A 24,027-nucleotide genomic window follows, 5' to 3' on the forward strand; every position below is an offset into this window, starting at 1 on the left:
GGGACCTGACGATATCCCGCTTTATTGTAAAGTTATTTACGGGGTTCCCGCGTACCGCGCAGCAGGCCGGTGGCGCTCTCGGGATAATCCCGCGGCTGCATTCCCGCCGGGATCTGATCGTTATCCGCTTCCGCTTCGGTCAGGCGGTAACGGAACGGATTTTCCTCGCCGGGACGGTTCGGCAACAGGCTGTTGGAGCCTTTGGCCATATGCTGGTAAAGCTGGCGATAATCATCGGCCATGTTATCGAGCAGTTCGGCGCTGCGGGCGAAATGGCCGGTCAGCTCCTCGCGATACTCCTCAAGCTCCGCCTTGCTCTTTTCCAGTTCATGCTGCAGCGTTTGCTGCTGGCGTAGTTTGCGGTTGCCAAACCGCATTGCGACCGCACCGACGATAATACCGACCACTAATCCAATCAGCGCATATTCCCAGGTCATAATGACTCCTATATTTTGACTTCGTTGTCCCGTAGGGTTTTTCACATTCTATACTCCCACTATAACCGTTTACCCGGCCGGTGTGGAATCCAGATAGCGTCGCGGCGGACAAAGCGGCAATATTTGTTGCTATTGTAATCCCCGGCGCGCCTGTTTAAGCTGGCTGCAACAAAAGTGTTACAATTCTAGTTGTTATCAGGGATCGTTTGCCACCATGCATGTCACATCGCCATTGTCCCTCTACCAGCAGATGCTGGCCGGAGGAGAGTACCGGGCCGACGCCGTCCAGGCCCGGGCCGTCGATACGCTCGAACGTCTCCATCAGCAAATGCTGGCGCGCCGCGCCGACGGGCCTGCCGTCGGCGGCGGCCTGCTGGGACGCCTGGGCCAGCGGCTGCGGGGCAAAAAAAACGCCGGGGACGCCGAACCCATACAGGGATTATATATGTGGGGCGGAGTGGGGCGCGGTAAAACCTGGTTAATGGATCTTTTTTTTCAAAGCCTGCCGGGAGAGCGTAAGCTGCGCCTGCATTTTCATCGCTTTATGTTACGGGTGCATGAGGAGATGAACCGCCTGCAGGGGCACCAGGACCCGCTGGAACTGATTGCCGATGATTTCAAGGCGCGGGCCGACGTGCTGTGCTTCGATGAGTTTTTTGTCTCGGACATTACCGACGCCATGCTGCTGGGCACGCTGATGCAGGCGCTGTTCGCCCGGGGCGTCACCCTGGTCGCCACGTCCAACATCCCGCCGGACGATCTGTATCGCAACGGCCTGCAGCGCGCGCGTTTCCTGCCGGCCATCGAGCTTATCAAACGCCATTGCGAGGTGATGAACGTGGACGCGGGCATCGATTACCGGCTGCGTACCCTGACGCAGGCCCGCATCTACCTGACGCCGTTGAATCAACAGACCGCCGCCGGGATGGCGCGCATGTTTACCCGCCTGGCCGGGGCGCGGCCGGACGGCGCGCCGGTGCTGACGATAAACCATCGGCCGCTGCCGACCCTAGGCGCCCGGGACGGCGTGGTGGCGCTGGATTTTACCACCCTGTGCGCGGGCGCCCGCAGCCAAAATGATTATATTGCCCTGTCCCGTCTCTATCACAGCGTGCTGCTGCACGATGTGCGCGCCATGGGACCCCGGGATGAAAATACCGCCCGGCGGTTCGTGGCCCTGGTGGACGAGTTCTACGAGCGGCAGGTCAAGCTGGTGATCGCCGCCGACGCGCCGCTGGAGGCGCTGTACCGGGGCGAGCTGCTGCGCTTTGAATTCCAGCGCTGCCTGTCCAGGCTGCAGGAGATGCAAAGCGAAGAATACCTGGCTCTGCCGCACCTGCCGTGAGCGGCGGGGATCCCATGGCCTTCCAGGCCGGCTGATTCGGCCGGCGGCGTAAATAACTGTCGACCTTTGGCGTTGACTTCTCTATAATCTTGCGACCCCACGTTACAAGAAGTTTTTTTCCCGAAAACTTCGATCGCGCCAGCAACGGCTATTCGAAGGGGTAGGTTTGCTGGACTAGATAGCCGTGTGAGCCTCATAACTATTCATTGAAGCGTTTGGGTGTTCACCAACGTGTAACTTTAATTGGGTAAGCTTTTAATGAAAACATTTACAGCAAAACCAGAAACCGTAAAACGCGACTGGTATGTTGTCGACGCCAGCGGTAAAACCCTGGGTCGTCTTGCTACCGAACTGGCTAGTCGCCTGCGCGGGAAGCATAAAGCGGAATTTACGCCGCATGTTGATACCGGTGATTACATCATCGTGTTGAACGCCGAAAAAGTTGCCGTAACCGGCAAAAAGCGTACCGACAAGATTTATTATCATCATACCGGTTTCATCGGCGGTATTAAAGAAACGACCTTTGAAGAGATGATTGCCCGCCACCCTGAGCGTGTGATTGAAATCGCGGTTAAAGGCATGCTGCCAAAAGGCCCGCTGGGTCGTGCAATGTATCGTAAACTGAAAGTTTACAAGGGTACCGAGCACAACCACGCGGCTCAGCAACCGCAAGTTCTGGACATTTAATCGGGATTATAGGCAATGGCTGAAAATCAATACTACGGCACTGGTCGCCGCAAAAGCTCCTCCGCACGCGTCTTCATGAAGCCGGGTAGCGGTAATATCGTCATCAACCAGCGTAGTCTGGATCAGTATTTCGGTCGCGAAACTGCCCGCATGGTAGTTCGTCAGCCGCTGGAACTGGTCGACATGGTTGAAAAGCTGGATCTGTACATCACCGTTACCGGCGGTGGCATTTCCGGTCAGGCAGGCGCAATCCGTCACGGTATCACCCGTGCGCTGATGGAATATGATGAATCGCTGCGCGCAGAACTGCGTAAAGCCGGTTTCGTCACCCGCGATGCCCGTAAGGTAGAACGTAAGAAAGTCGGCCTGCGTAAAGCACGTCGCCGTCCGCAGTTCTCCAAACGTTAATTCCCGGCTGTTATTTCTACAGCTGACAAAGCCCGGCACGGTCCGGGCTTTTTTATTTCGGCAGCGTTGATTTAACGCCAAATATCTGATTGCGTCGATTTATTAAACGTGATTTGCCACATGCCATCCCCCTAAACACGCAAAAATCTGGTAAACTGTTAAACACTTTTATGCCTGTTGACTTAACTGGCGTTTTGTCATGATGTCGCAAGAGGGTGCAGCAAGGCGGTTTTGCTGCTGGTGCGATGGGCAAAAGGCAATAGGTTAACGGTCAAACATTTCAGGATAGTAGCCGGGCTAGTTGGCTATTCGCGGTATTTTCTAGATAAACTTGGAGGTTTTCATGGCTGTCGCTGCCAACAAACGTTCGGTGATGACGCTGTTTTCCGGCCCGACCGACATTTTTAGCCATCAAGTACGCATTGTGCTGGCGGAAAAAGGTGTCAGCGTCGAGATTGAGCAGGTAGAACTTGATAATCTACCGCAGGATTTGATTGACCTCAACCCTTACCGCACCGTACCGACCCTGGTCGATCGCGAGCTGACCCTGTACGAATCGCGCATCATCATGGAATACCTCGACGAGCGTTTTCCCCATCCGCCGCTGATGCCGGTCTATCCGGTCGCGCGCGGCACCAGCCGTTTGATGATGCACCGTATTGAAAACGATTGGTACTCCCTGATGCGCAAGGTCGAACACGGCGGCAGCCAGGAAGCGGAGGGCGCCCGGCGCCAGCTGCGTGAAGAGCTGCTGGCGGTAGCGCCGGTATTTAACGAAGCGCCGTACTTCATGAGCGAAGAGTTCAGCCTGGTGGACTGCTACCTGGCCCCGCTGCTGTGGCGTTTGCCGCAGATGGGTATTGAGCTGGCCGGCGCCGGCGCCAAGGAACTGAAGGGCTATATGACGCGCGTATTTGAGCGTGACGCCTTCCTGGCCTCCTTAACCGAAGCTGAGCGCGAAATGCGCCTGCAAACCCGGGGCTAAGGGTATGGAAGTGTCTCAACTTTCCCCACGTCGTCCCTACCTGCTCAGAGCTTTCTACGAGTGGCTGCTGGACAACCACCTGACGCCCCACCTGGTGGTGGATGTCACGGTGGACGGCGTCTCGGTGCCGATGGAATTTGCCCGCGATGGACAAATCGTCCTCAATATCGCCCCCCGGGCGGTGGCAAGCCTCGAACTCACCAACGCTGAAGTGAGCTTTAACGCGCGCTTCGGCGGTATACCGCGCCAGGTCAATGTGCCCATCGCCGCCGTGCTGGCCATCTACGCCCGTGAGAACGGCGCCGGCACCATGTTCGAGCCGGAAGTCGGCTACGAGCAGAATGGCGTGGCGGAAGACGCCTCGACCCTGGATAGCGCGCCGGAAACGGTGATGTCGATCGTTGACGGCGATCGTCCCGATACCGATGACGACAGCCATCCCGACGACGAGCCGCCAACCCCGCCGCGCGGCGGACGCCCGTCGCTGCGGGTGGTGAAATAAGCAATAAACCCCATTCCCGCCCATCGAGGGCGGAATAGCTTCATTCGCAAATTATTAATTCTGCTGTCTGCGTTCCCATCCCTCGCGGGAGGGAACGATTAGCATGTCTGTATCAGGCAGGCCCGGCGGGGCTTAGACTTCCAGATAGTTCATGATGCCATCGGCGGCCTTGCGGCCTTCGGCAATGGCGGTCACCACCAGATCGGAACCCCGTACCGCGTCGCCGCCGGCGAAAATCTTCGGATTGCTGGTCTGGAAGGCGGTTTCGGTATCTTCCGGCGCGATAATCCGCCCCTGGCTGTCCAGTTCGACGCTAAAATCCGCCAGCCAGCCCATGCTGTGCGGCCGGAAACCAAATGCCATCACCACCGTATCCACCGCCAGCACGTGTTCCGACCCGGCGATGATTTCGGCGCGCCGGCGTCCATGCGCGTCCGGTTCGCCCATGGCGGTACGCACCATCCTGACGCCGCATACTTTACCGGCGGCATCGACTTCGATACTGACCGGCTGCAGGTTAAACATAAATTCCACCCCTTCCTCGCGCGAGTTCTTCACCTCGCGTTTAGAGCCGGGCATATTTGCCTCATCGCGGCGGTAGGCGCAGATAACGTGTGACGCGCCCTGGCGTATCGAGGTGCGCACGCAGTCCATCGCCGTATCGCCGCCGCCCAGCACCACCACGCGCTTGCCTTCCATGCTGATATAAGGCGCCGAGTCGGGGTTTTCAAAGCCCATCAACTGCTTGGTATTGGCAATCAGGAACGGCAACGCGTCAACCACGCCCGGCGCGTCCTCGTTTTCCAGCCCGCCGCGCATCGACTGATAGGTGCCGACGCCCAGGAACACCGCGTCGAACTCGCCCAGGAGGTCGCTCATCATGATATCTTTGCCGACTTCGGTATTCAGGCGAAACTCAATGCCCATTTCGCTGAAGATCTCGCGGCGTTTTACCATCACGTCTTTTTCCAGCTTGAACGACGGGATGCCGAAGGTCAGCAGGCCGCCGATCTCCGGATGACGGTCGAACACCACCGCCTGCACGCCGTTGCGCGTCAGCACGTCGGCGCAGGCAAGTCCGGCGGGGCCGGCGCCGATCACCGCCACCCGCTTGCCGGTAGACACAATGCCCAACACATTGGGCTTCCAGCCCATTTCAATGGCTTTATCGTTAATATAACGTTCGATATTGCCGATGGTGACCGCGCCGAATTCATCATTCAGCGTACAGGAACCTTCGCACAGGCGATCCTGCGGACACACGCGTCCGCAGACCTCAGGCAGGCTATTGGTCTGGTGCGACAGTTCGGCCGCTTCGATAATCCGCCCTTCATTGGCCAGCTTCAGCCAGTTCGGAATATAGTTATGTACCGGACATTTCCACTCACAGTAAGGGTTGCCGCAGGAAATGCAGCGATCCGCCTGGGCCTTGGACTGCGATTCCGAGAACGGCTCGTAGATTTCCACAAACTCAATTTTTCGGATCTTGAGCGGTTTTTTCGGCGGATCAACGCGCTGCAAGTCGATAAATTGATAAACATTTTGACTCATCATTAACCTCTTACTGCGCTTGTACGCGAAGCTCTGCCGCAGAACGGCTGCGGTGGCCCAGCAACGCTTTCACATCACTCGATTTGGGTTTAACCAGGGTAAACTTCGACGCCCAGGCCGGCCAGTCGGCCAGGATTTCTTCCCCGCGATGGGATCCGGTCAACTGTACATGTTCGGTAATCAGGCCGCGCAGGTGTTCTTCATGAATAGCCAGTTGCTCGACGTCCAGCACCTCCACCAGTTCGTTATTCACCCGCTTGCGGAAATCACCCTCTTCGTCCAGCACATACGCGAAGCCGCCGGTCATGCCCGCGCCGAAATTGACGCCGGTGCGGCCCAGGACGCAGACGATGCCGCCGGTCATATATTCACAACCGTTGTCACCGATGCCTTCCACCACGGTGATGGCGCCGGAGTTACGCACGGCAAAACGCTCACCGGCGCGTCCGGCGGCAAACAGTTTGCCCCCGGTGGCGCCGTACAAGCAGGTATTGCCGATAATCGTCGCCTCGTGGCTGCGAAACGCCGAACCCACCGGCGGACGGATCACGATGCTGCCCCCGGCCATGCCTTTGCCGACGTAGTCGTTGGCGTCGCCGGTCAGGGTCAGCTCCACGCCGCCCGCATTCCATACGCCGAAGCTCTGGCCCGCGGTGCCGGTGAAAAAGGCTTTGATCGGGTCGGCGGCCAGGCCCTGGTCGCCGAGCTGGGCGGCGATGGCGCCGGACAGCGTCGCGCCCACCGACCTGTCGGTATTGTGGATGTCGTAATAAAACGTCTTGCTCTGGCGCACCTCCACGTGGGGCATGGCCTGCTCGAGCAGGGTCTTGTTCATCAGGCCCTTGTCAAACGGCGGATTACTGCCTTCGGTGCAATACAGCGCCTTGCCCGGATGCGGGGTGGCGGTTTTCAGCAGCGGCGACAGGTCCAGCTTATGTTGCCGGGCGGAGATGCCGTCCAGCTCCAGCAGCAGATCGGTGCGGCCGATCAGGTCCACCAGCCGTGTGACCCCCAGCTCCGCCATGATTTCGCGGGTTTCCCGGGCGATAAAGCGGAAGTAGTTGGTCACCAGCTCCGGCAGGCCGTGGTAATGATCGCGGCGCAACTTTTCATCCTGGGTGGCCACGCCGGTGGCGCAGTTGTTCAGATGGCAGATACGCAGGTATTTGCAGCCCAGCGCCACCATCGGGCCGGTGCCGAAACCAAAGCTTTCCGCGCCGAGGATCGCCGCCTTGATGATGTCCTGGCCGGTTTTCAGGCCGCCATCCACCTGCAGGCGAATCTTATGGCGCAGGCCGTTGGCCACCAGCGCCTGCTGGGTTTCCACCAGGCCCAGTTCCCACGGACAGCCGGCGTATTTCACCGATGACAGCGGGCTGGCGCCGGTGCCGCCGTCGTAGCCGGCGATGGTGATTAAATCCGCATAGGCCTTGGCCACGCCGGTGGCGATGGTGCCGACGCCGGGTTCGGAGACCAGTTTTACCGAAATCAGCGCTTTCGGGTTCACCTGTTTTAAATCGAAAATCAGCTGCGCCAAATCCTCGATGGAATAGATATCGTGATGCGGCGGCGGGGAAATCAGCGTTACGCCGGGCACCGAGTACCGCAGCTTGGCGATATACGGGGTCACCTTATCGCCCGGCAGCTGGCCGCCCTCGCCGGGCTTGGCGCCCTGCGCCACTTTAATCTGGATAACGTCGGCGTTGACCAGGTAGGCCGGGGTGACGCCGAAGCGTCCCGAGGCGACCTGCTTGATGCGCGAGACTTTATTGGTACCGTAACGCACCGGATCTTCCCCGCCTTCGCCGGAGTTGGAGAAGCCGCCCAGTCCGTTCATGGCCTGCGCCAGCGATTCGTGGGCTTCCGGGCTCAGGGCGCCGATGGACATGGCGGCGGTATCAAAGCGTTTGAACAGGTTTTCCGCCGGCTCCACCTGATCCAGGGCCACGGCATTGCCGTTGGGCTTGATGGCCAGCAGATCGCGCAGCATGGCGATGGGCCGTTCGTTAACCAGTTTGGCGTACTGTTGATAATCGCCATACTCGCCGCTTTGCACCGCCCGCTGCAGGGTCTTGACCACGTCCGGGTTGTAGGCGTGGTATTCGCCGCCGTGGACATATTTCAGCAGTCCGCCCTGATCTAGCGGTTTACGCTTCAGCCAGGCGCGTTTTGACAGGTTCAGCAAATCCTGTTCAAAATCGCTGAAGCTGGCGCCGCCGATGCGGCTGACCACGCCCTGGAAACAGAGATCGGTCAGCTCGCGGTGCAGGCCCACCGCTTCGAACAGCTTGGAGCAGCGGTACGACGCCACGGTGGAGATGCCCATCTTGGACATGATCTTGTACAGGCCTTTGTTGATGCCGTTGCGATAGTTCAGCATCACGGTGCGGTAATCTTTTTCGATGGTGCCGCTGTCGATCATGGCCGCCAGGGTTTCATAGGCCAGGTACGGATAGATGGCCGTGGCGCCAAAACCAATCAGCACCGCGAAATGATGCGGGTCGCGGGCGCTGGCGGTTTCCACGATCAGGTTGGCGTCGCAGCGCAGGTTTTTTTCCACCAGCCGGGTATGGATCGCGCCCACCGCCATCGGCGCGGGCACCGGCAGCCGGGTGGGGGAGATGGCCCGGTCGGTCAGCACCAGCAGCACCGTGCCCTGGCGCACCTTCTCTTCCGCGTCGTCGCACAGTTTCAGCATCGTCTGGTGCATATCGCGCTCGCCGGGATCGTAGGTAATATCCAGCTTGTCGGCGCGGTAATGGTGCTCTTCCTGGGTGGTCAACTGGGTAAAGTCGGAATAGAGCAGGATGGGCGATTTAAACGCCAGGCGGAACGCCTGTCCTTCGGCCTCGCAGAACACGTTCATTTCCCGGCCGATGCAGGTGGCCAGCGACATGACGTGCGCTTCGCGCAGCGAGTCGATAGGCGGGTTGGTCACCTGGGCAAACTGTTGGCGGAAGTAGTCGTAGATCACCCGCGGCCGGCTCGACAGCACGGCAAAGGGGGTATCGTCGCCCATGGAGCCGGTGGCTTCCTGACCGTTCTCGCCCAGCACGCGCAGGATGGAATCCAGCTCCTCGTTGGAGTAGCCGAACTGCTTCTGGTAGGTTTCCAGCAGGGTATTGTCCAGCTCGCGGTGGCCGACCTGGTCGTCGGACAGCTCTTCGAACGGCGTCAGGCGGCGCACGTTCTTTTCCATCCACTCTTTGTAGGGGTGGCGGCTTTTCAGGTCGTTATCGGTTTCCGCCGAGTGCAGGATGCGTCCGCTGCGGGTATCGATCACCATCAGCTCGCCCGGGCCGACGCGGCCTTTTTCCACCACTTCGTCAGGCTGGTAATCCCAAATGCCCACTTCGGACGCACAGGTGATCAGCTTGTCGGTGGTAATGACGTAACGCGCCGGGCGCAGGCCGTTGCGATCCAGGTTACAGGCGGCAAAACGACCGTCGGACATCACCAGCCCCGCCGGTCCGTCCCACGGCTCCATATGCATGGAGTTGAAGTCGAAGAAGGCGCGCAGCTCCGGGTCCATATTCGGGTTGTTTTGCCAGGCCGGCGGCACCAGCAGCCGCATGGCGCGAATCAGGTCCATGCCGCCGCTCAGGAACAGCTCGAGCATATTGTCCAGGGAACTGGAGTCGGACCCGGTTTCGTTAACGAACGGCGCGGCGTCCTGTAAATCCGGGATTAGCGGCGTCTTCAGTTTATAGGCGCGCGCGCGCGCCCACTGCCGGTTGCCGGTAATGGTATTGATTTCGCCGTTGTGCGCCAGGTAGCGGAACGGCTGCGCCAGCGGCCAGCGCGGCACGGTATTGGTGGAGAAGCGCTGGTGGAACAGGCAGATGGCCGACTCCAGCCGCAGATCCGCCAGATCCAGGTAGAAGCGCGGCAGATCCGCCGGCATGCACAGGCCTTTGTAAATGGTCACCAGGTTCGATAGGCTGCATACGTAAAAGCTGTCGTCGGCCACGCGTTTTTCGATACGGCGGCGGGCTACATAGAGGCGGCGTTCCATATCACGTGGACGCCAGCCCGCCGGGGCGTTGACAAATATTTGCTCGATGCGCGGCAGCGAGGACAGCGCGATTTCACCCAGGACGTCAGCATTGATGGGAACCTCACGCCAGCCGACGATCGACAGCGTTTCATTTTGCAGTTCCTCTTCGACAATACGGCGGCTGGCGCGGGCTTCTTCCTCATCCTGGCTGAGAAAAATCATGCCGACCGCGTAGTTTTTCGCTAAACGCCAGCCGCGCTCCTGCGCCACCATCTGGTAGAAGCGATCCGGTTTTTGCAACAGCAGGCCGCAGCCGTCGCCGGTCTTGCCGTCGGCCAGGATAGCGCCACGATGCTGCATACGGGCCAGCGCATGAATAGCGGTTCGGACCACCTTGTGGCTGGGCTCGCCTTCTATATGGGCAATCAGGCCGAAGCCGCAGTTGTCCTTCTCTTGGGATTCATCGTACAACATATCGTGGACCTCCCCAGGCTCCAGGTGACTCTCACAACCTACTGCGAGGAGGCGTATCCGTGTTGAGCGGTAGCGGATTAAACATCCTGCTGTTCCACTCTCTCCAGTTAACCTCATCGTGGCGGTCTTGACTCATGATAAACGACTTGCTTCAAGAAGGAGTCTTCGTAACTGCATAACTATGACGAGTCGTTAACCCGTCCAGAATTCTTCCAGCGGTCTTCCAAATTAACGATAAACACCCCGCAGGTCAAATCCCTCTGCCAAGGCGTTTAAACCGGCCGGTAACAGAATCAACATATTGATTATTCATATATTACATGCTTATTGGTAGCGTTCTAAGCGGCCAAAGGCGCCGGCGTCGAAATGCGCTGTCTCACTATAGTGCAGCGCTAGTATCTCTGCACCATGCTAGTGCCGCGGCCCACAACAGCAGGATGTGCTGGCTAGCGTATTTTTTACCATGCATGACACTGTTTTGTCATGATAGTGACATTATGAATGATTTGCCTGGTTGGAATAAGAAATTTTAATTAGTGAGAATTGATTTTATTCTCATCTGGTATGCATAATTATGCGATGAGATCCTCGCCGGCGGCGGGCATTGATCAATATCATCATGACGACCGGGCAAATCGGCTAGCCTAGGCGACCTTAACGGGCCAGGATCTCCAGAATATGCAGTTGCTGCAGGTAGTCAACATGTTTGGCGGCGACCTTCTACGCCGCTACGGCCAAAAAGTCTATAAACTCTCGCTGCACGGGGGGTTTAGCTGCCCCAACCGCGACGGCACCCTCGGGCGCGGGGGCTGCACGTTTTGCAACGTCGCCTCCTTCGCCGACGAGCAAAGCCGGTTTCACAGCGTCGGCGAACAGATCGCCGGGCAGGCCGCCAGCGTCGACCGGGCCAAACGCTACCTGGCCTATTTCCAGGCCTATACCAGTACTTATGCAGAAGTGAGGGTTTTGGACCGGCTCTATCGCGAGGCGCTGGCGCAGGCCGATATCGTCGGGATTTGCGTCGGCACTCGCCCTGACTGCGCGCCGCCCGAGGTGCTGGATCTCCTGGCCGGCTATCAGTCGCTGGGGTATGAGGTCTGGCTGGAGCTCGGGCTGCAAAGCGCGCAGGATAAAACCCTGCGCCGCATCAATCGCGGTCATGATTTTGCCTGTTACCGCCGCACCCTGGCCGAGGCCCGGCGGCGCGGCCTGCGCGTCTGTACCCATCTGATCGTCGGCCTGCCGGGGGAAGGGGCGGCGGAATGCATGTCCACCCTTGAGCAGGTGCTGGCGGCCGGCGTGGACGGCCTGAAGCTGCACCCGCTGCTGGTGGTCGAGGGCAGCGTCATGGCCAAGGCCTGGCGGGCGGGGCGCCTGGCCGAAATAAGCCTGGAGGATTATACCGCCGTCGCGGGCGACATGATCCGCCATACGCCTCCCGCGGTTGTCTTCCACCGTATCTGCGCCAGCGCCCGCCCGCCGACCCTGCTTGCACCGTTGTGGTGCGCCAATCACTGGAACGGGATGAATTCCCTGTATAATAACCTCAGGAACCATGGCGTCCAGGGCTGCGCCCTGGGCACGCCGTTCCGGCCGGCGTCCTGACCCTTATCCCCGCGACGGCACGTATGAAATCGTTTTTTACGGTATGATTGACGGCATCGCTACCCAAGGAAACCGCTATGAAGCAAATCCGCCTGCTGGCGCAATATTACGTCGACCTGATGGTCAAGTTGGGTTTGGTCCGTTTTTCGCTGCTTCTGGCGTCGGCGCTGGTGGTGCTGGCCATGATCGTGCAGATGGCCGTGACCATGCTGCTGCGTGGCGAAGTGGAAAGCATCGACGTGGTGCGCTCGATATTTTTCGGCCTGCTGATTACCCCCTGGGCGGTCTATTTCCTGTCGGTGGTGGTCGAGCAACTGGAGGAATCCCGCCAACGGCTGGCGCGGCTGGTGGATAAGCTGGAGGAGATGCGCAACCGCGACCTGCTGCTCAACCAGCAGTTGCAGGATAATATCGCGCATTTAAACCAGGAGATCGCCGATCGCGAAAAGGCGGAGGACGCCCGCCAGCGCGCCATGGTCAAGCTCACCGAGGAAATGGCCCGGCGCGAGCAGGCGCAAATCGAGCTGGAACAGCAATCGTCGTTGCTGCGCTCTTTCCTGGACGCCTCGCCCGACCTGGTTTACTACCGCAATGAAAACAAGGAGTTTTCCGGCTGCAACCGCGCGACGGAGCTGCTGGTCGGCAAAAGCGAGAAGCAGCTGGTGGGGCTGACCCCGCGGGATGTGTATGCGCCGGATATTGCGGAAAAAGTGATCGAAACCGATGAGAAGGTGTTTCGCCACAACGTGTCGCTGACCTATGAGCAGTGGCTGGTCTACCCGGACGGCCGCAAGGCCTGTTTTGAGCTGCGCAAGGTGCCGTTTTACGATCGGGTGGGCAAACGGCACGGGCTGATGGGTTTCGGCCGCGATATAACCGAGCGTAAGCGCTACCAGGACGCGTTGGAGAACGCCAGCAGGGAGAAGACCACCTTTATCTCAACGATCAGCCACGAGCTGCGTACGCCCCTTAACGGCATCGTCGGCCTGAGCCGCATCCTGCTCGATACCCATCTGGACCAGGAGCAGCTTAATTACCTGAAGACCATCCATGTCAGCGCCATCACCCTGGGCAATATCTTCAATGACATCATCGAAATGGATAAGCTGGAACGGCGCAAGGTGCAGCTGGATAACCAGCCGCTGGACTTCACCGCGTTCCTGACGGACCTGGAAAACCTGTCCGGCCTGCTGGTCCAGCCCAAGGGGCTGACGCTTAGGATGCAGCCGGTTGAACCGCTGCCGGGCAGTATTATCGCCGACGGCACCCGCCTGCGCCAGATTCTGTGGAACCTGATCGGCAACGCGGTAAAATTTACCCAGCGCGGCGAAATTGTCATTCGCGTCTGGCGTGAGGCGGGCGACCTGCTGTGCTTCGATGTGCAGGATTCCGGCATCGGCATCCCCGAGGACGAACAGGACAAGATTTTCGCCATGTATTACCAGGTTAAGGATCAAAACGGCGGCAAGCCCGCCACCGGCACCGGCATCGGGCTGGCGGTTTCAAAACGCCTGGCTCAGGCCATGGGCGGCGATATCCAGGTGAAAAGCCGGCCGGGCTCGGGTTCGTGTTTTAGCCTATCCATCATGGCGCCGGAAGTGCTGTTGGAGGAGACGGACGATCAAGAGGATATGCCGCTGCCGGCGCTCAACGTGCTGCTGGTGGAGGATATCGAACTGAACGTGGTGGTGGCGCGTTCGGTGCTGGAAAAACTGGGCAGCAGCGTGGATGTGGCGATGACCGGCACCGACGCCCTGGCGATGTTTGATCCCGACGAATATGACCTGGTGCTGCTGGACATCCAGCTGCCGGATATGACCGGGCTGGATATCTCCCGCGAACTGCGCAGGCGCTATGCCGGGCAACAGCTGCCGCCGCTGATTGCCCTGACCGCCAACGTGCTGAAAAACAAGCAGGAGTACCTCGACGCCGGCATGGACGATGTGTTGAGTAAACCGCTGGCGGTATCGGCCCTGACCGACGTAATCCAGCGTTTCTGGGACCACCCCGACGAACAGCCGCCCTCGGGCGTGGTTGATGACGCGCTCGCCCCGGCGGCGCAGGTTATCCTGGACACCGCGATGCTCGAGCAGTACCTGGATCTGGTCGGCCCCTCGCTGATACAACAGGGCCTGGAGATGTTCGAGAAGATGATGCCCGGTTACATGGCTCTCCTGTCGACTAATATGACCGCGCGCGACCAGCACGGCATCACCGAGGAAGGCCATAAGATCAAAGGCGCCGCCGGCTCCATCGGGCTGTTGCATCTGCAGCAGCTGGCGCAGCAAATCCAGTCGCCTGATTTACCGGCCTGGTGGGATAACGTGCAGGAATGGGTGGACGAACTGGACCAGGAGTGGCGTAACGATGTGCAAACGCTGCGTGAGTGGGTAGGACAGGCTGGGAAAAAATGACCCCGACCTAGGCCGGGGTGCGCGAAGATTGCGCCAACACCAGGGAAACTGATACCCGCCAATTATTTTCCGGCGTTGTTGGTTGGCAAGTAGACTAGAATCGTTAAGCGTTAATTATCAACATAGCAAAAGAACGCAGTAATGTTACAAGAACCATTAAAATTTGGGATGTAGAATAGACTTTGTCAATAGAAATAATATTTTCACCGGCCTGATTGAAGTGAGGACATTTATGAAACGCGTCGGCGTCGTTTTAAGTGGGTGTGGTGTGCATGACGGTAGCGAAATTCACGAAGCGGTACTGACGTTGCTGGCCCTGGATCGGGCCGGGGCCGAGGCGGTATGCTTTGCGCCTGACAGCATGCAGGCCGTTGTTATCGATCATTTTTCCGGTGAAAAAACGACGGGGCAACGCAATATCCTGGTCGAGTCCGCGCGTATCGCGCGCGGCCATATCCGCCCGCTGTCCGAGGCGCGCGCGGATGAGCTTGACGCGCTGATCGTGCCGGGTGGATTCGGCGCAGTGCTGAACCTGAGCGATATTGCCGACAAAGGCGCCGAGTGTGGAGTGGATGCCGATTTGCGTCGCCTGACCCGGGAAATACATAAGCGGCGTAAAGCAATCGGTTTTATTTGCATCGCGTCGGCGCTGTTGCCGAAGCTGCTCGATACGCCCTTGCGTTTAACCATCGGCACCGACATTGATACCGCGGAAATGATCGAGGATATGGGCGGTATCCATGTGGTCTGTCCGGTGGACGATATCGTGGTCGATGCCGACAATAAAGTGATCACCACCCCCGGCTATATGCTGGCCGCCTCGATTGCCGAGGCGGCAAAGGGTATCGATAAACTGGTGGCGCGGGTGCTGGAATTGACCGCATGAGGGGCAGGGGCGGCAGGCTTTTGGCGATACGCGCGGCGAAGTGGCTGCTGGCGGGATGTGCCGCGCTGCTCGGCGTGTGGCTATTGTCGGTGGTGGTGTTTGCGTTTCTGCCGGTGCCTTTCTCTGCGGTCATGACCGAGCGTCAGCTCGGCGCCTGGCTGCACGGCGATTTTGATTATGTCGCCCATTCCGACTGGGTGGGCATGAGCGATATCTCGCCAAATATGGCGCTGGCGGTGATTGCGGCCGAGGACCAGAAGTTTCCGCAGCACTGGGGATTTGATATCGACGCCATCCAGGCGGCCGCGGCGCACAACGAACGCAGCCAGCGCATGCGCGGCGCGTCCACGATCTCCCAGCAAACCGCGAAGAACCTACTGTTGTGGAACGGGCGCAGCTGGGCCCGCAAGGGCCTGGAGGCCGGCATTACCCTCGCCATGGAGGGTATCTGGACCAAGCGGCGCATCCTGACGGTGTATTTGAATATTGCCGAGTTTGGCGAGGGCACCTTTGGGGTGGAAGCGGCGGCCCAGCGCTATTTCCGCAAACCGGCCAGCCGGCTGAGCGCCTCGGAAGCGGCGCTGCTGGCTGCGGTACTGCCGAACCCGCTGCGCTTTCGCGCCGATGCTCCATCGCGTTACGTACAGATGCGCCAGCAGTGGATTATGCGCCAGATGCGCCAGATGGGGGGCGAGGATTACCTGCGGGAGAACCGCCTGCGCTGAATAAGGCTTATGGCCGTTACGCTGCGCCTTACCCGGGTTCCCGCCGCGCCGGCGATGAACCCGGGCGGTAGCTTATTTTATGTAGGTAAACGCCGTGGTGACGTGTTTAACGCCGCTCACCTGGCTTGCGGTCTGCGCCGCCGCCTTGCCCTCTTCGTTGGTCACCAGGCCCAGCAGGAAGACTTCGCCATTTTCCGTGGTCACTTTGACATTGGAGGATTTCACCGCGTCGCTGGCCAGCAGCTGCGAACGGATCTTGGTGGTGATCCAGGTATCCATCGAGGCGCGCCCCAGGCTGACCGGCTGTCCCTGGCGAATTTCATTATACACCTCGGTGGCGCCGTCCACGCCCACCACAATCTGCTTGGCCCGGGTGGCCAATTCGGCGGACGGCGCTTGGCCGGTTAACAGGACCTTGCCCTGGTAGGCGGTGGCCACGATCCGCGTTTCTTTCTTAATCTGCGCGTCCTTGGCCAACGCGTTGCCTACGCGGGCTTCCAACGTGCCGTCATCGACCTGGGTCCCTACCGTGCGGGGATCCGTCGCGGTCTTGGTGGCCACCGCCGCGCTGCCGACCACCACCGCACCGACGCATCCCTGAAGCAGCAGGGCGGTGAACAGCAGTACAAATGGGAAACGAACCTTCATTTGAGCTCCTTAATCGTCCTGGTGAGGAAACAATGAATTATCAATCAGATCGCATAAACAATTTACCGTCAGCATATGCATTTCCTGTATGCGCGCGCTGCGGTGGGAAGGAATTCGGATTTCAACGTCCTGCTGGCCGAGCAATCCCGCCAGTTCGCCGCCGTCGTAACCCGTCAGGGCTATGATGGTCATATCGCGGGTTACCGCGGCTTCCACCGCTTTCACAATATCACGGCTGTTACCCCGGGTGGAAATAGCGAGCAGAATATCACCGGCCTGCCCCAGAGCGCGTACCTGCTTGGCATAGATTTCCTGATGCAGGCGATCGTTGGCGATGGCGGTCAGCACCACGCTGTCGGCGTTTAACGCCACCGCCGGCAGGCTCGGGCGCTCGGTCTCATAACGGTTGATCATGCTGGCGGCGAAATGCTGCGCGTTGGCGGCGGATGTTCCGTTGCCGCAGCACAGGATCTTATTGCCGCTGAGCAACGCCTGCACCAGGGCCGTGGCGGCGCGGGATATGGCGTCGGGCAACGCTTCCGCCGCCGCGATCTGGGTTTGGATACTTTCGGTGAAACAACCTTTTATTCTTTCCAGCACGTTAGTTAAGCCTAATTATGTAATAAATGGATTAGCGGTAATCCCTATGCGCCGAAGGCGTTTACCAGCCATTCTACCCGGCAACCGGTGATTGCCAGGATATCGAAACGGCAAGGGGATGTTTCGAGGCTTTCGCCCCGGCGCGCCAGCCAGACCGCTGCCGCCAGCAGTAACCGGCGTTGTTTGTGTATGGTGATGCTTTCGGCGGCGGTACCGAAGGCGTTATTACGGCGATAACGCACTTCGACAAACACCCAGGCGTGGCGCTCCCGCATGATTAAATCGATCTCGCCGCCGCGCACCCGCATATTGGCGGCGACGAAGCGCAGTCCGGCATCTTCCAGATACCGGCGCGCCTGAAGTTCCGCCTGCGCGCCGGACTGCCGCCGGTTTAGAGTGCCTGTACCAATTTTCCCTGTTGGTATTTCAGCCAAGACAATTTCCTGTTGATAACACAATCCGGTGTTGCCGACAGCTGGCCGGTATCGCCCGCCACCTGGAAGCCGGGGATCTGGCGCATTTCGGAGAAATGGTTAACCAGCGTCCAGGCGTCCATGCCCATGGCGTACAGCCGCACCAGGGAATAATCTTCCTTGAACTGCGCGCTGGTCTGCTGCAACAGGCCCGGGTTGGCACCCGCCAGCAGCGGGATATCACTGAACTCCAGCCCTTCCATTTCCAGACGGTAGTCCGGGCCGGCGTCGGCCTGGTAGCTGCGCGAGCTGGCAAACAGGCCCAGGCGCGCGCGCGAGCTGGTACGCATGTCGATCATGGGTTTGATCAACGCCAGCTCGGATGGCGTGGCGATAATATATACCGCATCGACGGCGCCCCCGCCGGTGGCGGAAGGGGAAACGGCCGCATCGCTCGGCGGTGCCGGAATGGTCAGCCCGGCGATGGTCACCGACTGTGGCTCGGACGGCGCGGCGGAGGATACCGGCTGGCCGGAGAGCTGGATGCCGCTGCCGCTGTTGATGGCCTGCTTCAGCTCGCCGACGGCGCCGATACGCTGCTCCAGCACGGCGCCGCCGCCGGCCTTGGTCCAGGCGTCGGCAAAGGCCTTGACGACGCGATCGCCGAGCGATCCGCGCGGCACCAGCAGTAACGGCTGTTGCCGGTGCTGCTGGAAGATGTGGTTGGCGGCGTCGCGGGCCTCGTCTTCGGGCGACAGTGAAAAATAACAAATATTCGGCCGGTTCTGCAGATGCTCCGGTTGATTGAGCGCCAGGATATTCATTGTGCTCTGGCTGGCGTAGAGCTGTTCCACCTCGTTTTTCAGCAGCGGGCCGACGATCATGGTCGCCCCGTCCTGCTGCGCCTGCGCCAGCAGCGCCGGCAGCGGCTGGCTGGAGGTATCATAGATTTTTACCTGCGTGCCGCTGGCCTGGCCCGCCGTGATTGGCGTGGCGGCTGGCGGCTGCGCGGGCGGGGTTGCTGCCGCGGTGCCGCCGGCGGGCGCCGGGTCGACCGGCGCCGTGTTCACACCATTCCTGGCGGCGTTGAATCCCTGCTGGATGGCGCTGGAAAACACCTGCGCCTGTCCGCTCATGGGCAGGAACAGGGCAATTTGTCCGGCCGACGAGGGCTGGTAATTCAGCACCTGGTTAAGCTGGGTCGGCAGGGTCTTGGCCGCCGGGTTCTGCGGATAACGGGTCTGCCAATCCCTGATGCCGGCCTTCAGCAGGGCGGGATCCTGTTTATTGTCCTGGTAGACATGCTGCAAATCCAGCCAGCCCTGCAGGACGTTTTCGTCGGCGTTAATCACCAGGTTGGCCTGCGGCTGAGCCGAAAACGCCAGCAGGGTTTGCCAGGTCTGGTCGATATTCTGCTGATGCGCCTGGTCTTTTAGCAAAGGCTCCTGGGCGATATAGGCGCGCAGCAGATCCAGCGACGGCTGTTGGCCCTGGCCCGCGGCAATGCGCACCTGCAGGAAACGGGCCTGCTGCTCGGCGGTGAGCTGTCCCGGGTCCAGTTTTTGCAGCGCTGCGGCGGCGTCCTGCGGTCGTTTTTGCGCGACGGCCAGTTCGGCGGACAGCAAAAGCTGCTCGCGCTGTTGGACATCGGTCAGCGCTTGGGGTAGCGTGCCGAGCAACTGCTGCGCCCGATCGGTCTTGCCTTCGTTAATCAGCGCGCGAATGGCAAGTAATTGAAAGTCGGTCTTGCTATCATTGTCCGCCTGCTGCATTTGTTGCAGGTAGTAATCGGCGTTGGCGCCGGCCTTGACCTGCCCGCCGCCGGCCGGTGTCTGCGGCTCCTGGCCAGAACACGCCGCCAGGATCAGCGCAGCCAGCACGACGGGTAGAACACGCCCTGTTTTAAAACCCATGACATATGAGTAAAGCATTCTGTATCCAGTGATGTTTTTTTCAAGATGCTCAATATTAAATCGGCAATCCGGATGAGACAATGAATCAACACCAACAAGCGGATATTTCCGCATCAACGCTTTATGTGGTACCGACTCCCATTGGTAATCTGGAAGACATCACCCAGCGGGCGCTGTCGACACTTCAGCGGGTTGACCTGATTGCTGCCGAAGATACCCGTCATACCGGTCTATTGTTACAACATTTTGCCATAAATGCGCGCCTGTTCGCGTTACATGATCATAACGAACAGCAAAAAGCGGATGTTTTGCTGGCAAAACTCCAGGAAGGACAGAGTATCGCACTTGTCTGCGACGCAGGCACGCCGTTGATTAACGATCCGGGCTATCATTTAGTGCGCCGCTGTCGCGAGGCGGGTATCCGGGTGGTGCCGCTGCCGGGTCCGTGCGCGGCCATTACCGCGCTGTCCGCCGCCGGGCTGCCCTCCGATCGCTTCTGCTACGAGGGTTTCCTGCCGGCCAGGCGCAAAGGCCGCCAGGATACCCTGCTGGCCCTGGAGCAGGAACCACGCACGCTGATTTTCTATGAGTCCACCCATCGCCTGCTCGAGAGCCTGCAGGATATGGTCACCGTATGGGGGCCGGCGCGGTATGTGGTGCTGGCGCGCGAACTGACCAAGACCTGGGAGAGTATTTACGGCGCGCCGGTAGGCGAACTGCTGGCCTGGGTCGGCGAGGACGAGCACCGGGCGCGCGGTGAAATGGTGCTGGTGGTCGAAGGTTTTCAGGTCCAGGACGACGCCCTGCCGCCGGAGGCGCTGCGCACCCTCGGGCTGCTGCAAAAGGAGCTGCCGCTGAATAAAGCCGCCGCCCTGGCCGCTGAAATCCACGGCGTGAAAAAAAATGCCCTCTATCGTTATGCCCTGGATCAGCTTGGGGATGACAATTGATTAAAAAGCTTTTATACTCCGCGCCGGAGTTGACCAGACAATCGCCGCTTAGCTGACCTTCCCTCGGGAAGCAAGGTTATGGGGAGGAAAGTCCGGGCTCCATAGGGCAGGGTGCCAGGTAACGCCTGGGGGGTGCAAACCCACGACAAGTGCAACAGAGAGCAAACCGCCGATGGCCCGCGCAAGCGGGATCAGGTAAGGGTGAAAGGGTGCGGTAAGAGCGCACCGCGCGGCTGGCAACAGTTTGTGGCATGGTAAACTCCACCCGGAGCAAGGCCAAATAGGGGTTCACAAGGTACGGCCCGTACTGAACCCGGGTAGGCTGCTTGAGCCAGCGCGCGAGCGCTGGCCTAGATGAATGATTGTCCTCGACAGAACCCGGCTTACCGGTCAACTCCATTATCGCGTTAACCCCGTGCCTGTTTATGGCATGGGGTTTTTTTTCGCCCCGCAAACCACGACGGCTGCCTTGGCGCGCAACATCATGCTATCCCATCCCTAGTCCGCCAAATCAATCAATAAAGCCCGCAGCGGCGTTTGCGCCTGTAGCCGGACCCGGTGCTCATTATGGATAAAGGCACCATCGCCGCAGGTCAACGAGGTTGGAGTGTCCCTGCTAGCGGCATGGTCCGGGTGGCCGCTATGCGCAGGGTTAATGATATGATCCGGGTCGCCAAGGTAAACGGTTCCGTGCACCGATTGCAGATAGGCGCGCGAGCCCTGCAGATCAAGCGTCAGGCTTTGCCCCGCCGGCAGCTCCACATGATGTACCCAGGCCTGCTGGCGCAGCTGCAGGCTGCCGTCTTCGCCGTCCGGCGAGGCCAGAAGCAGGTGGGGCCGGTCGGGTATCGCCAGGCGCTGGACCACGCTGTTTTCCCTAGCAGGGCACGCATCCATCCACAGCTGCAGACGGGTCAGCGGCGCCGATCCGATATTATGTTCGCTGTAGGTGACCCCGGCCTGCGCCGCCAGCAGCAGGGCGTCGCCGGCGGAGACCTGGATATGGTTGCCCTCGCTGTCGCGGTATTCCGCCTGCCCCCGCAGGATCAGGTTAAGGATATCGACCTGGGGATAGGCGCGCGGCTGGAAGGAGGCGCCGACCGCCAGCACCTCTTGGTTCAGCACGCGCAGGGACGCGTAGCCAAGCATCTTGGGATCAAAAAAATGCCCGAAGGAAAAGGTATAACGGGCCTGTAGCCAACCGTAGTCGGCATGGCCGCACTGTTTCGCCGTTCTGTATGTAATCATGGCTTTTCTGCTTATTCTGGATGAGCAAAACGCTCATTTTTATTGCCTGTAGGGTAGGATGGCGTGCTTATCGTCGCACCCGTCATCGCGCCGGCGATATCGGGACAGGACGCCAAAAACTTTACTTTATAAATAGTAAGGGTATGGACGGCGGATTGTTAGCAAGTTAATCTGGTCAGTATGTTCAAAATTCCTGAATGAGACCGGTAATGGCAAGAGAACGGGCGTTAACGCTGGAAGCATTACGGGTGATGGATGCTATCGACCGCCGCGGCAGCTTTGCGGCGGCGGCGGATGAGCTGGGCCGGGTTCCCTCGGCGCTCAGCTATACCATGCAAAAGCTGGAAGAAGAGCTGGACGTGGTGCTGTTCGACCGTTCCGGGCACCGCACCAAGTTCACCAACGTCGGCCGGATGCTGCTGGAGCGCGGGCGTGTGCTGCTGGAAGCGGCGGATAAGCTGACCACCGATGCCGAAGCGCTGGCGCGCGGTTGGGAAACCCATTTGACCTTGGTGACGGAAGCGCTGGTGCCCAGCGAAAAGCTGTTCCCGTTAATTGAAAAACTGACGCTCAAGGCCAATACCCAGGTGTCGATTATTACCGAGGTGCTGGCCGGGGCATGGGAACGGCTGGAGCAGGGGCGGGCGGATATCGTTATCGCGCCGGATATGCATTTTCGCACCTCCTCTGAAATCAACAGCCGCAAGCTGTATAAAATCCTCAATGTCTACGTGGCAAGCCCGGATCATCCGATCCACCAGGAGCCGGAGCCGCTCTCCGAGCTGACCCGGGTGAAATATCGCGGCATTGCCATTGCCGACACCGCCCGCGAACGACCGGTGCTGACCGTCCAGTTGCTGGATAAGCAGCAACGCCTGACGGTCAGCTCCATGCACGATAAGCACCAGGCGCTGCTGGCCGGGCTGGGCGTGGCCACCATGCCGTATCCGCTGGTGGCAGGGGATATTGCCGCCGGACGGCTGCGGGTGGTCGGCCCCGAATACAGCATGGAGAACGACATTATCATGGCCTGGCGCCGCGACAGCATGGGCGAGGCCAAGTCCTGGTTCCTGCGTGAAATCCCGCGATTGTTTGCCTGAACGCTCAGCTTTCGCCGGCCGGGCCAAAACGATCGTCGCGGCCGTGCGGTTCGTCCAGGTCCTGCAAGGGGCCGATGGAGATAATGCCGTGCGGATTGATCGTGGCGTGGCTGCGGTAATAGTGGTTGCGGATATGGGCAAAATCCACCGTGTCGCTGACGCCCGGCATCTGGTAAATATCGCGCAGGAAGCCCGACAGGTTGAGATAGTCGCCAATCCGGCGGCGATCGCATTTGAAATGGGTGACATAAACCGGATCAAAGCGGATCAATGTGGTCCACAGGCGCAAATCCGCCTCGGTCAGGCGGTCGCCGGTCAGGTAGCGGTGGCGGCCTAAGATTGTCTCCAGCCGTTCCAACGCGGCGAAAACTCCCTCCACCGCCTCATCATAGGCCTGCTGCGATGTGGCAAAGCCCGCTTTATATACGCCGTTGTTGACCCGATCGTAGACCCAGGCGTTGATCTCGTCGATCTGCGCGCGCAGCTCCCGGGGATAATAATCGCCGGCGCGGGCGCCGACGCCGTCGAACGCGCTGTTGAACATGCGGATAATCTCCGCCGATTCATTGCTGACGATGGTTTTTCCAACGGTATCCCATAACACCGGCACCGTGGTGCGCCCGCTGTAGCGCGGGTCGGCCTCGAGATAGAGCTGGTAGAGATAATCCTTATTGTAAAGCGGGTCGCCGGTGGCGGCGGGGAAGTCGGTGCCGAAGGTCCAGCCGTTTTCCAGCATCAGGGGATGGACCACCGATATCGGGATCAGGGATTCCAGCCCCTTGAGCTTGCGCATCAGCAGCGTGCGGTGCGCCCAGGGGCAGGCCAGCGAGACATAGAGATGATAGCGGTGGCCCGCCGCCGCAAAACCGCCGCGCCCTGCGGGGCCGGGAGCGCCGTCGGGTGTAATCCAGTTACGGAACTGCGCGGCCGAGCGTTCGAAATGCCCGCCGGTGGATTTGGTGTCGTACCAGCTGTCTTGCCATTTGCCTTCTACGAGCAGTCCCATAAACGCGCTCCTTCTTTCCGTTGATACACAGTTGGGTTTAACCCCGGGTGTTGGGGGCCTCCCGTGCCATGGGGCGTTCTGATGGACGGAAAAACCTTGTCCGCTTCGACCCCATAGGCACGCCCTCCCCTGA

19 protein-coding genes, 1 other RNA gene and 1 pseudogene are annotated in these 24,027 nt (G+C 59.8%); 12 read left to right on the forward strand and 9 right to left on the reverse strand.

Annotated elements, in window-relative coordinates; genetic code table 11:
- Positions 1–32: 32 nt before the first annotated feature.
- Entirely contained in the window at positions 33–437 is a 405-nt protein-coding gene (gene zapG / locus GRH90_RS12435; RefSeq protein ID WP_162366272.1) for a Z-ring associated protein ZapG, read from the reverse strand.
- Positions 438–651: 214 nt separating this feature from the next.
- Here zapG and zapE point away from each other — a divergent pair, with 214 nt between their 5' ends.
- The 5 genes from zapE to sspB all read left to right on the forward strand — a co-directional run bounded on the left by zapE (position 652) and on the right by sspB (position 4,364).
- Positions 652–1,782: a cell division protein ZapE gene (zapE, locus tag GRH90_RS12440; RefSeq protein WP_162366273.1), complete on the forward strand. Its 1,131-nt coding sequence runs from the start codon at positions 652–654 to the stop codon at positions 1,780–1,782.
- A 258-nt stretch (positions 1,783–2,040) separates the two neighbouring features.
- Entirely contained in the window at positions 2,041–2,469 is a 429-nt protein-coding gene (rplM, locus tag GRH90_RS12445; protein ID WP_162366274.1) for a 50S ribosomal protein L13, read from the forward strand.
- 15 nt (positions 2,470–2,484) lie between these two features.
- Positions 2,485–2,877: a 30S ribosomal protein S9 gene (gene rpsI / locus GRH90_RS12450; protein WP_162366275.1), complete on the forward strand. Its 393-nt coding sequence runs from the start codon at positions 2,485–2,487 to the stop codon at positions 2,875–2,877.
- 343 nt (positions 2,878–3,220) lie between these two features.
- Entirely contained in the window at positions 3,221–3,862 is a 642-nt protein-coding gene (gene sspA / locus GRH90_RS12455; RefSeq protein WP_162366276.1) for a stringent starvation protein SspA, read from the forward strand.
- Positions 3,863–3,866: 4 nt separating this feature from the next.
- Positions 3,867–4,364, forward strand: coding sequence for a ClpXP protease specificity-enhancing factor (gene sspB, locus GRH90_RS12460; protein ID WP_162366277.1), 498 nt, complete (start codon positions 3,867–3,869; stop codon positions 4,362–4,364).
- Positions 4,365–4,496: 132 nt separating this feature from the next.
- Here the strand turns inward: sspB and GRH90_RS12465 are convergent, their stop codons facing one another.
- Positions 4,497–5,915, reverse strand: coding sequence for a glutamate synthase small subunit (locus GRH90_RS12465; RefSeq protein WP_162366278.1), 1,419 nt, complete (start codon positions 5,913–5,915; stop codon positions 4,497–4,499).
- 10 nt (positions 5,916–5,925) lie between these two features.
- The gene (gene gltB / locus GRH90_RS12470; RefSeq protein WP_162366279.1) at positions 5,926–10,386 is read right to left on the reverse strand and encodes a glutamate synthase large subunit; all 4,461 of its coding nucleotides are present in this window, start codon (positions 10,384–10,386) and stop codon (positions 5,926–5,928) included.
- Between the two features lie 678 nt (positions 10,387–11,064).
- Between gltB and mnmL the strand changes: the two genes are divergently transcribed.
- The 4 genes and pseudogenes from mnmL to mtgA all read left to right on the forward strand — a co-directional run bounded on the left by mnmL (position 11,065) and on the right by mtgA (position 16,016).
- Complete coding sequence (mnmL, locus tag GRH90_RS12475) at positions 11,065–11,991, forward strand: tRNA modification radical SAM protein MnmL/YtqA (RefSeq protein ID WP_162366280.1); 927 nt, start codon at positions 11,065–11,067, stop codon at positions 11,989–11,991.
- A gap of 77 nt (positions 11,992–12,068) precedes the next feature.
- A pseudogene (gene arcB, locus GRH90_RS12480) lies at positions 12,069–14,457 on the forward strand (aerobic respiration two-component sensor histidine kinase ArcB).
- 180 nt (positions 14,458–14,637) lie between these two features.
- Complete coding sequence (elbB, locus tag GRH90_RS12485) at positions 14,638–15,291, forward strand: isoprenoid biosynthesis glyoxalase ElbB (protein ID WP_162366282.1); 654 nt, start codon at positions 14,638–14,640, stop codon at positions 15,289–15,291.
- Positions 15,288–16,016, forward strand: coding sequence for a monofunctional biosynthetic peptidoglycan transglycosylase (gene mtgA, locus GRH90_RS12490; protein WP_162366283.1), 729 nt, complete (start codon positions 15,288–15,290; stop codon positions 16,014–16,016). Before elbB ends, mtgA begins: the two co-directional genes overlap by 4 nt.
- A 72-nt stretch (positions 16,017–16,088) precedes the next feature.
- On the opposite strand, the gene dolP is transcribed toward mtgA, so the two are convergent.
- From dolP to GRH90_RS12510, 4 genes are read right to left on the reverse strand one after another with little or no spacing between them, the layout of a single operon-like run.
- The gene (dolP, locus tag GRH90_RS12495) at positions 16,089–16,664 is read right to left on the reverse strand and encodes a division/outer membrane stress-associated lipid-binding lipoprotein (protein ID WP_162366284.1); all 576 of its coding nucleotides are present in this window, start codon (positions 16,662–16,664) and stop codon (positions 16,089–16,091) included.
- A 9-nt stretch (positions 16,665–16,673) separates the two neighbouring features.
- A complete protein-coding gene (gene diaA, locus GRH90_RS12500; RefSeq protein WP_162366285.1) occupies positions 16,674–17,264 on the reverse strand; it encodes a DnaA initiator-associating protein DiaA in 591 nt (196 codons plus the stop codon).
- 44 nt (positions 17,265–17,308) lie between these two features.
- The gene (locus GRH90_RS12505; protein ID WP_162366286.1) at positions 17,309–17,698 is read right to left on the reverse strand and encodes a YraN family protein; all 390 of its coding nucleotides are present in this window, start codon (positions 17,696–17,698) and stop codon (positions 17,309–17,311) included.
- Entirely contained in the window at positions 17,656–19,608 is a 1,953-nt protein-coding gene (locus GRH90_RS12510; protein ID WP_162366287.1) for a penicillin-binding protein activator, read from the reverse strand. The genes GRH90_RS12505 and GRH90_RS12510 overlap by 43 nt, the downstream gene beginning before the upstream one ends.
- Before the next feature lie 62 nt (positions 19,609–19,670).
- On the opposite strand from GRH90_RS12510, the gene rsmI reads away from it, so the two are divergent.
- Both rsmI and rnpB read left to right on the forward strand, forming a co-directional pair.
- Positions 19,671–20,540, forward strand: a complete 870-nt coding sequence (gene rsmI, locus GRH90_RS12515; RefSeq protein WP_162366288.1) for a 16S rRNA (cytidine(1402)-2'-O)-methyltransferase — start codon at positions 19,671–19,673, stop codon at positions 20,538–20,540.
- A gap of 25 nt (positions 20,541–20,565) precedes the next feature.
- Positions 20,566–20,942: RNase P RNA component class A (rnpB, locus tag GRH90_RS12520), an RNA gene on the forward strand.
- 96 nt (positions 20,943–21,038) lie between these two features.
- Here rnpB and GRH90_RS12525 read toward each other — a convergent pair.
- Positions 21,039–21,788: a pirin family protein gene (locus GRH90_RS12525; protein ID WP_162366289.1), complete on the reverse strand. Its 750-nt coding sequence runs from the start codon at positions 21,786–21,788 to the stop codon at positions 21,039–21,041.
- A gap of 209 nt (positions 21,789–21,997) precedes the next feature.
- On the opposite strand from GRH90_RS12525, the gene GRH90_RS12530 reads away from it, so the two are divergent.
- On the forward strand, positions 21,998–22,888 hold the full coding sequence (locus tag GRH90_RS12530) for a LysR family transcriptional regulator (protein WP_162366290.1): 891 nt from the start codon (positions 21,998–22,000) through the stop codon (positions 22,886–22,888).
- 4 nt (positions 22,889–22,892) lie between these two features.
- Here GRH90_RS12530 and GRH90_RS12535 read toward each other — a convergent pair whose 3' ends face one another.
- The gene (locus GRH90_RS12535; protein WP_162366291.1) at positions 22,893–23,894 is read right to left on the reverse strand and encodes a glutathione S-transferase family protein; all 1,002 of its coding nucleotides are present in this window, start codon (positions 23,892–23,894) and stop codon (positions 22,893–22,895) included.
- Positions 23,895–24,027 lie beyond the last annotated feature (133 nt).

Origin of the sequence: Acerihabitans arboris, from assembly GCF_010131535.1 — a bacterium.
GTDB lineage: Bacteria > Pseudomonadota > Gammaproteobacteria > Enterobacterales > Enterobacteriaceae > Acerihabitans > Acerihabitans arboris.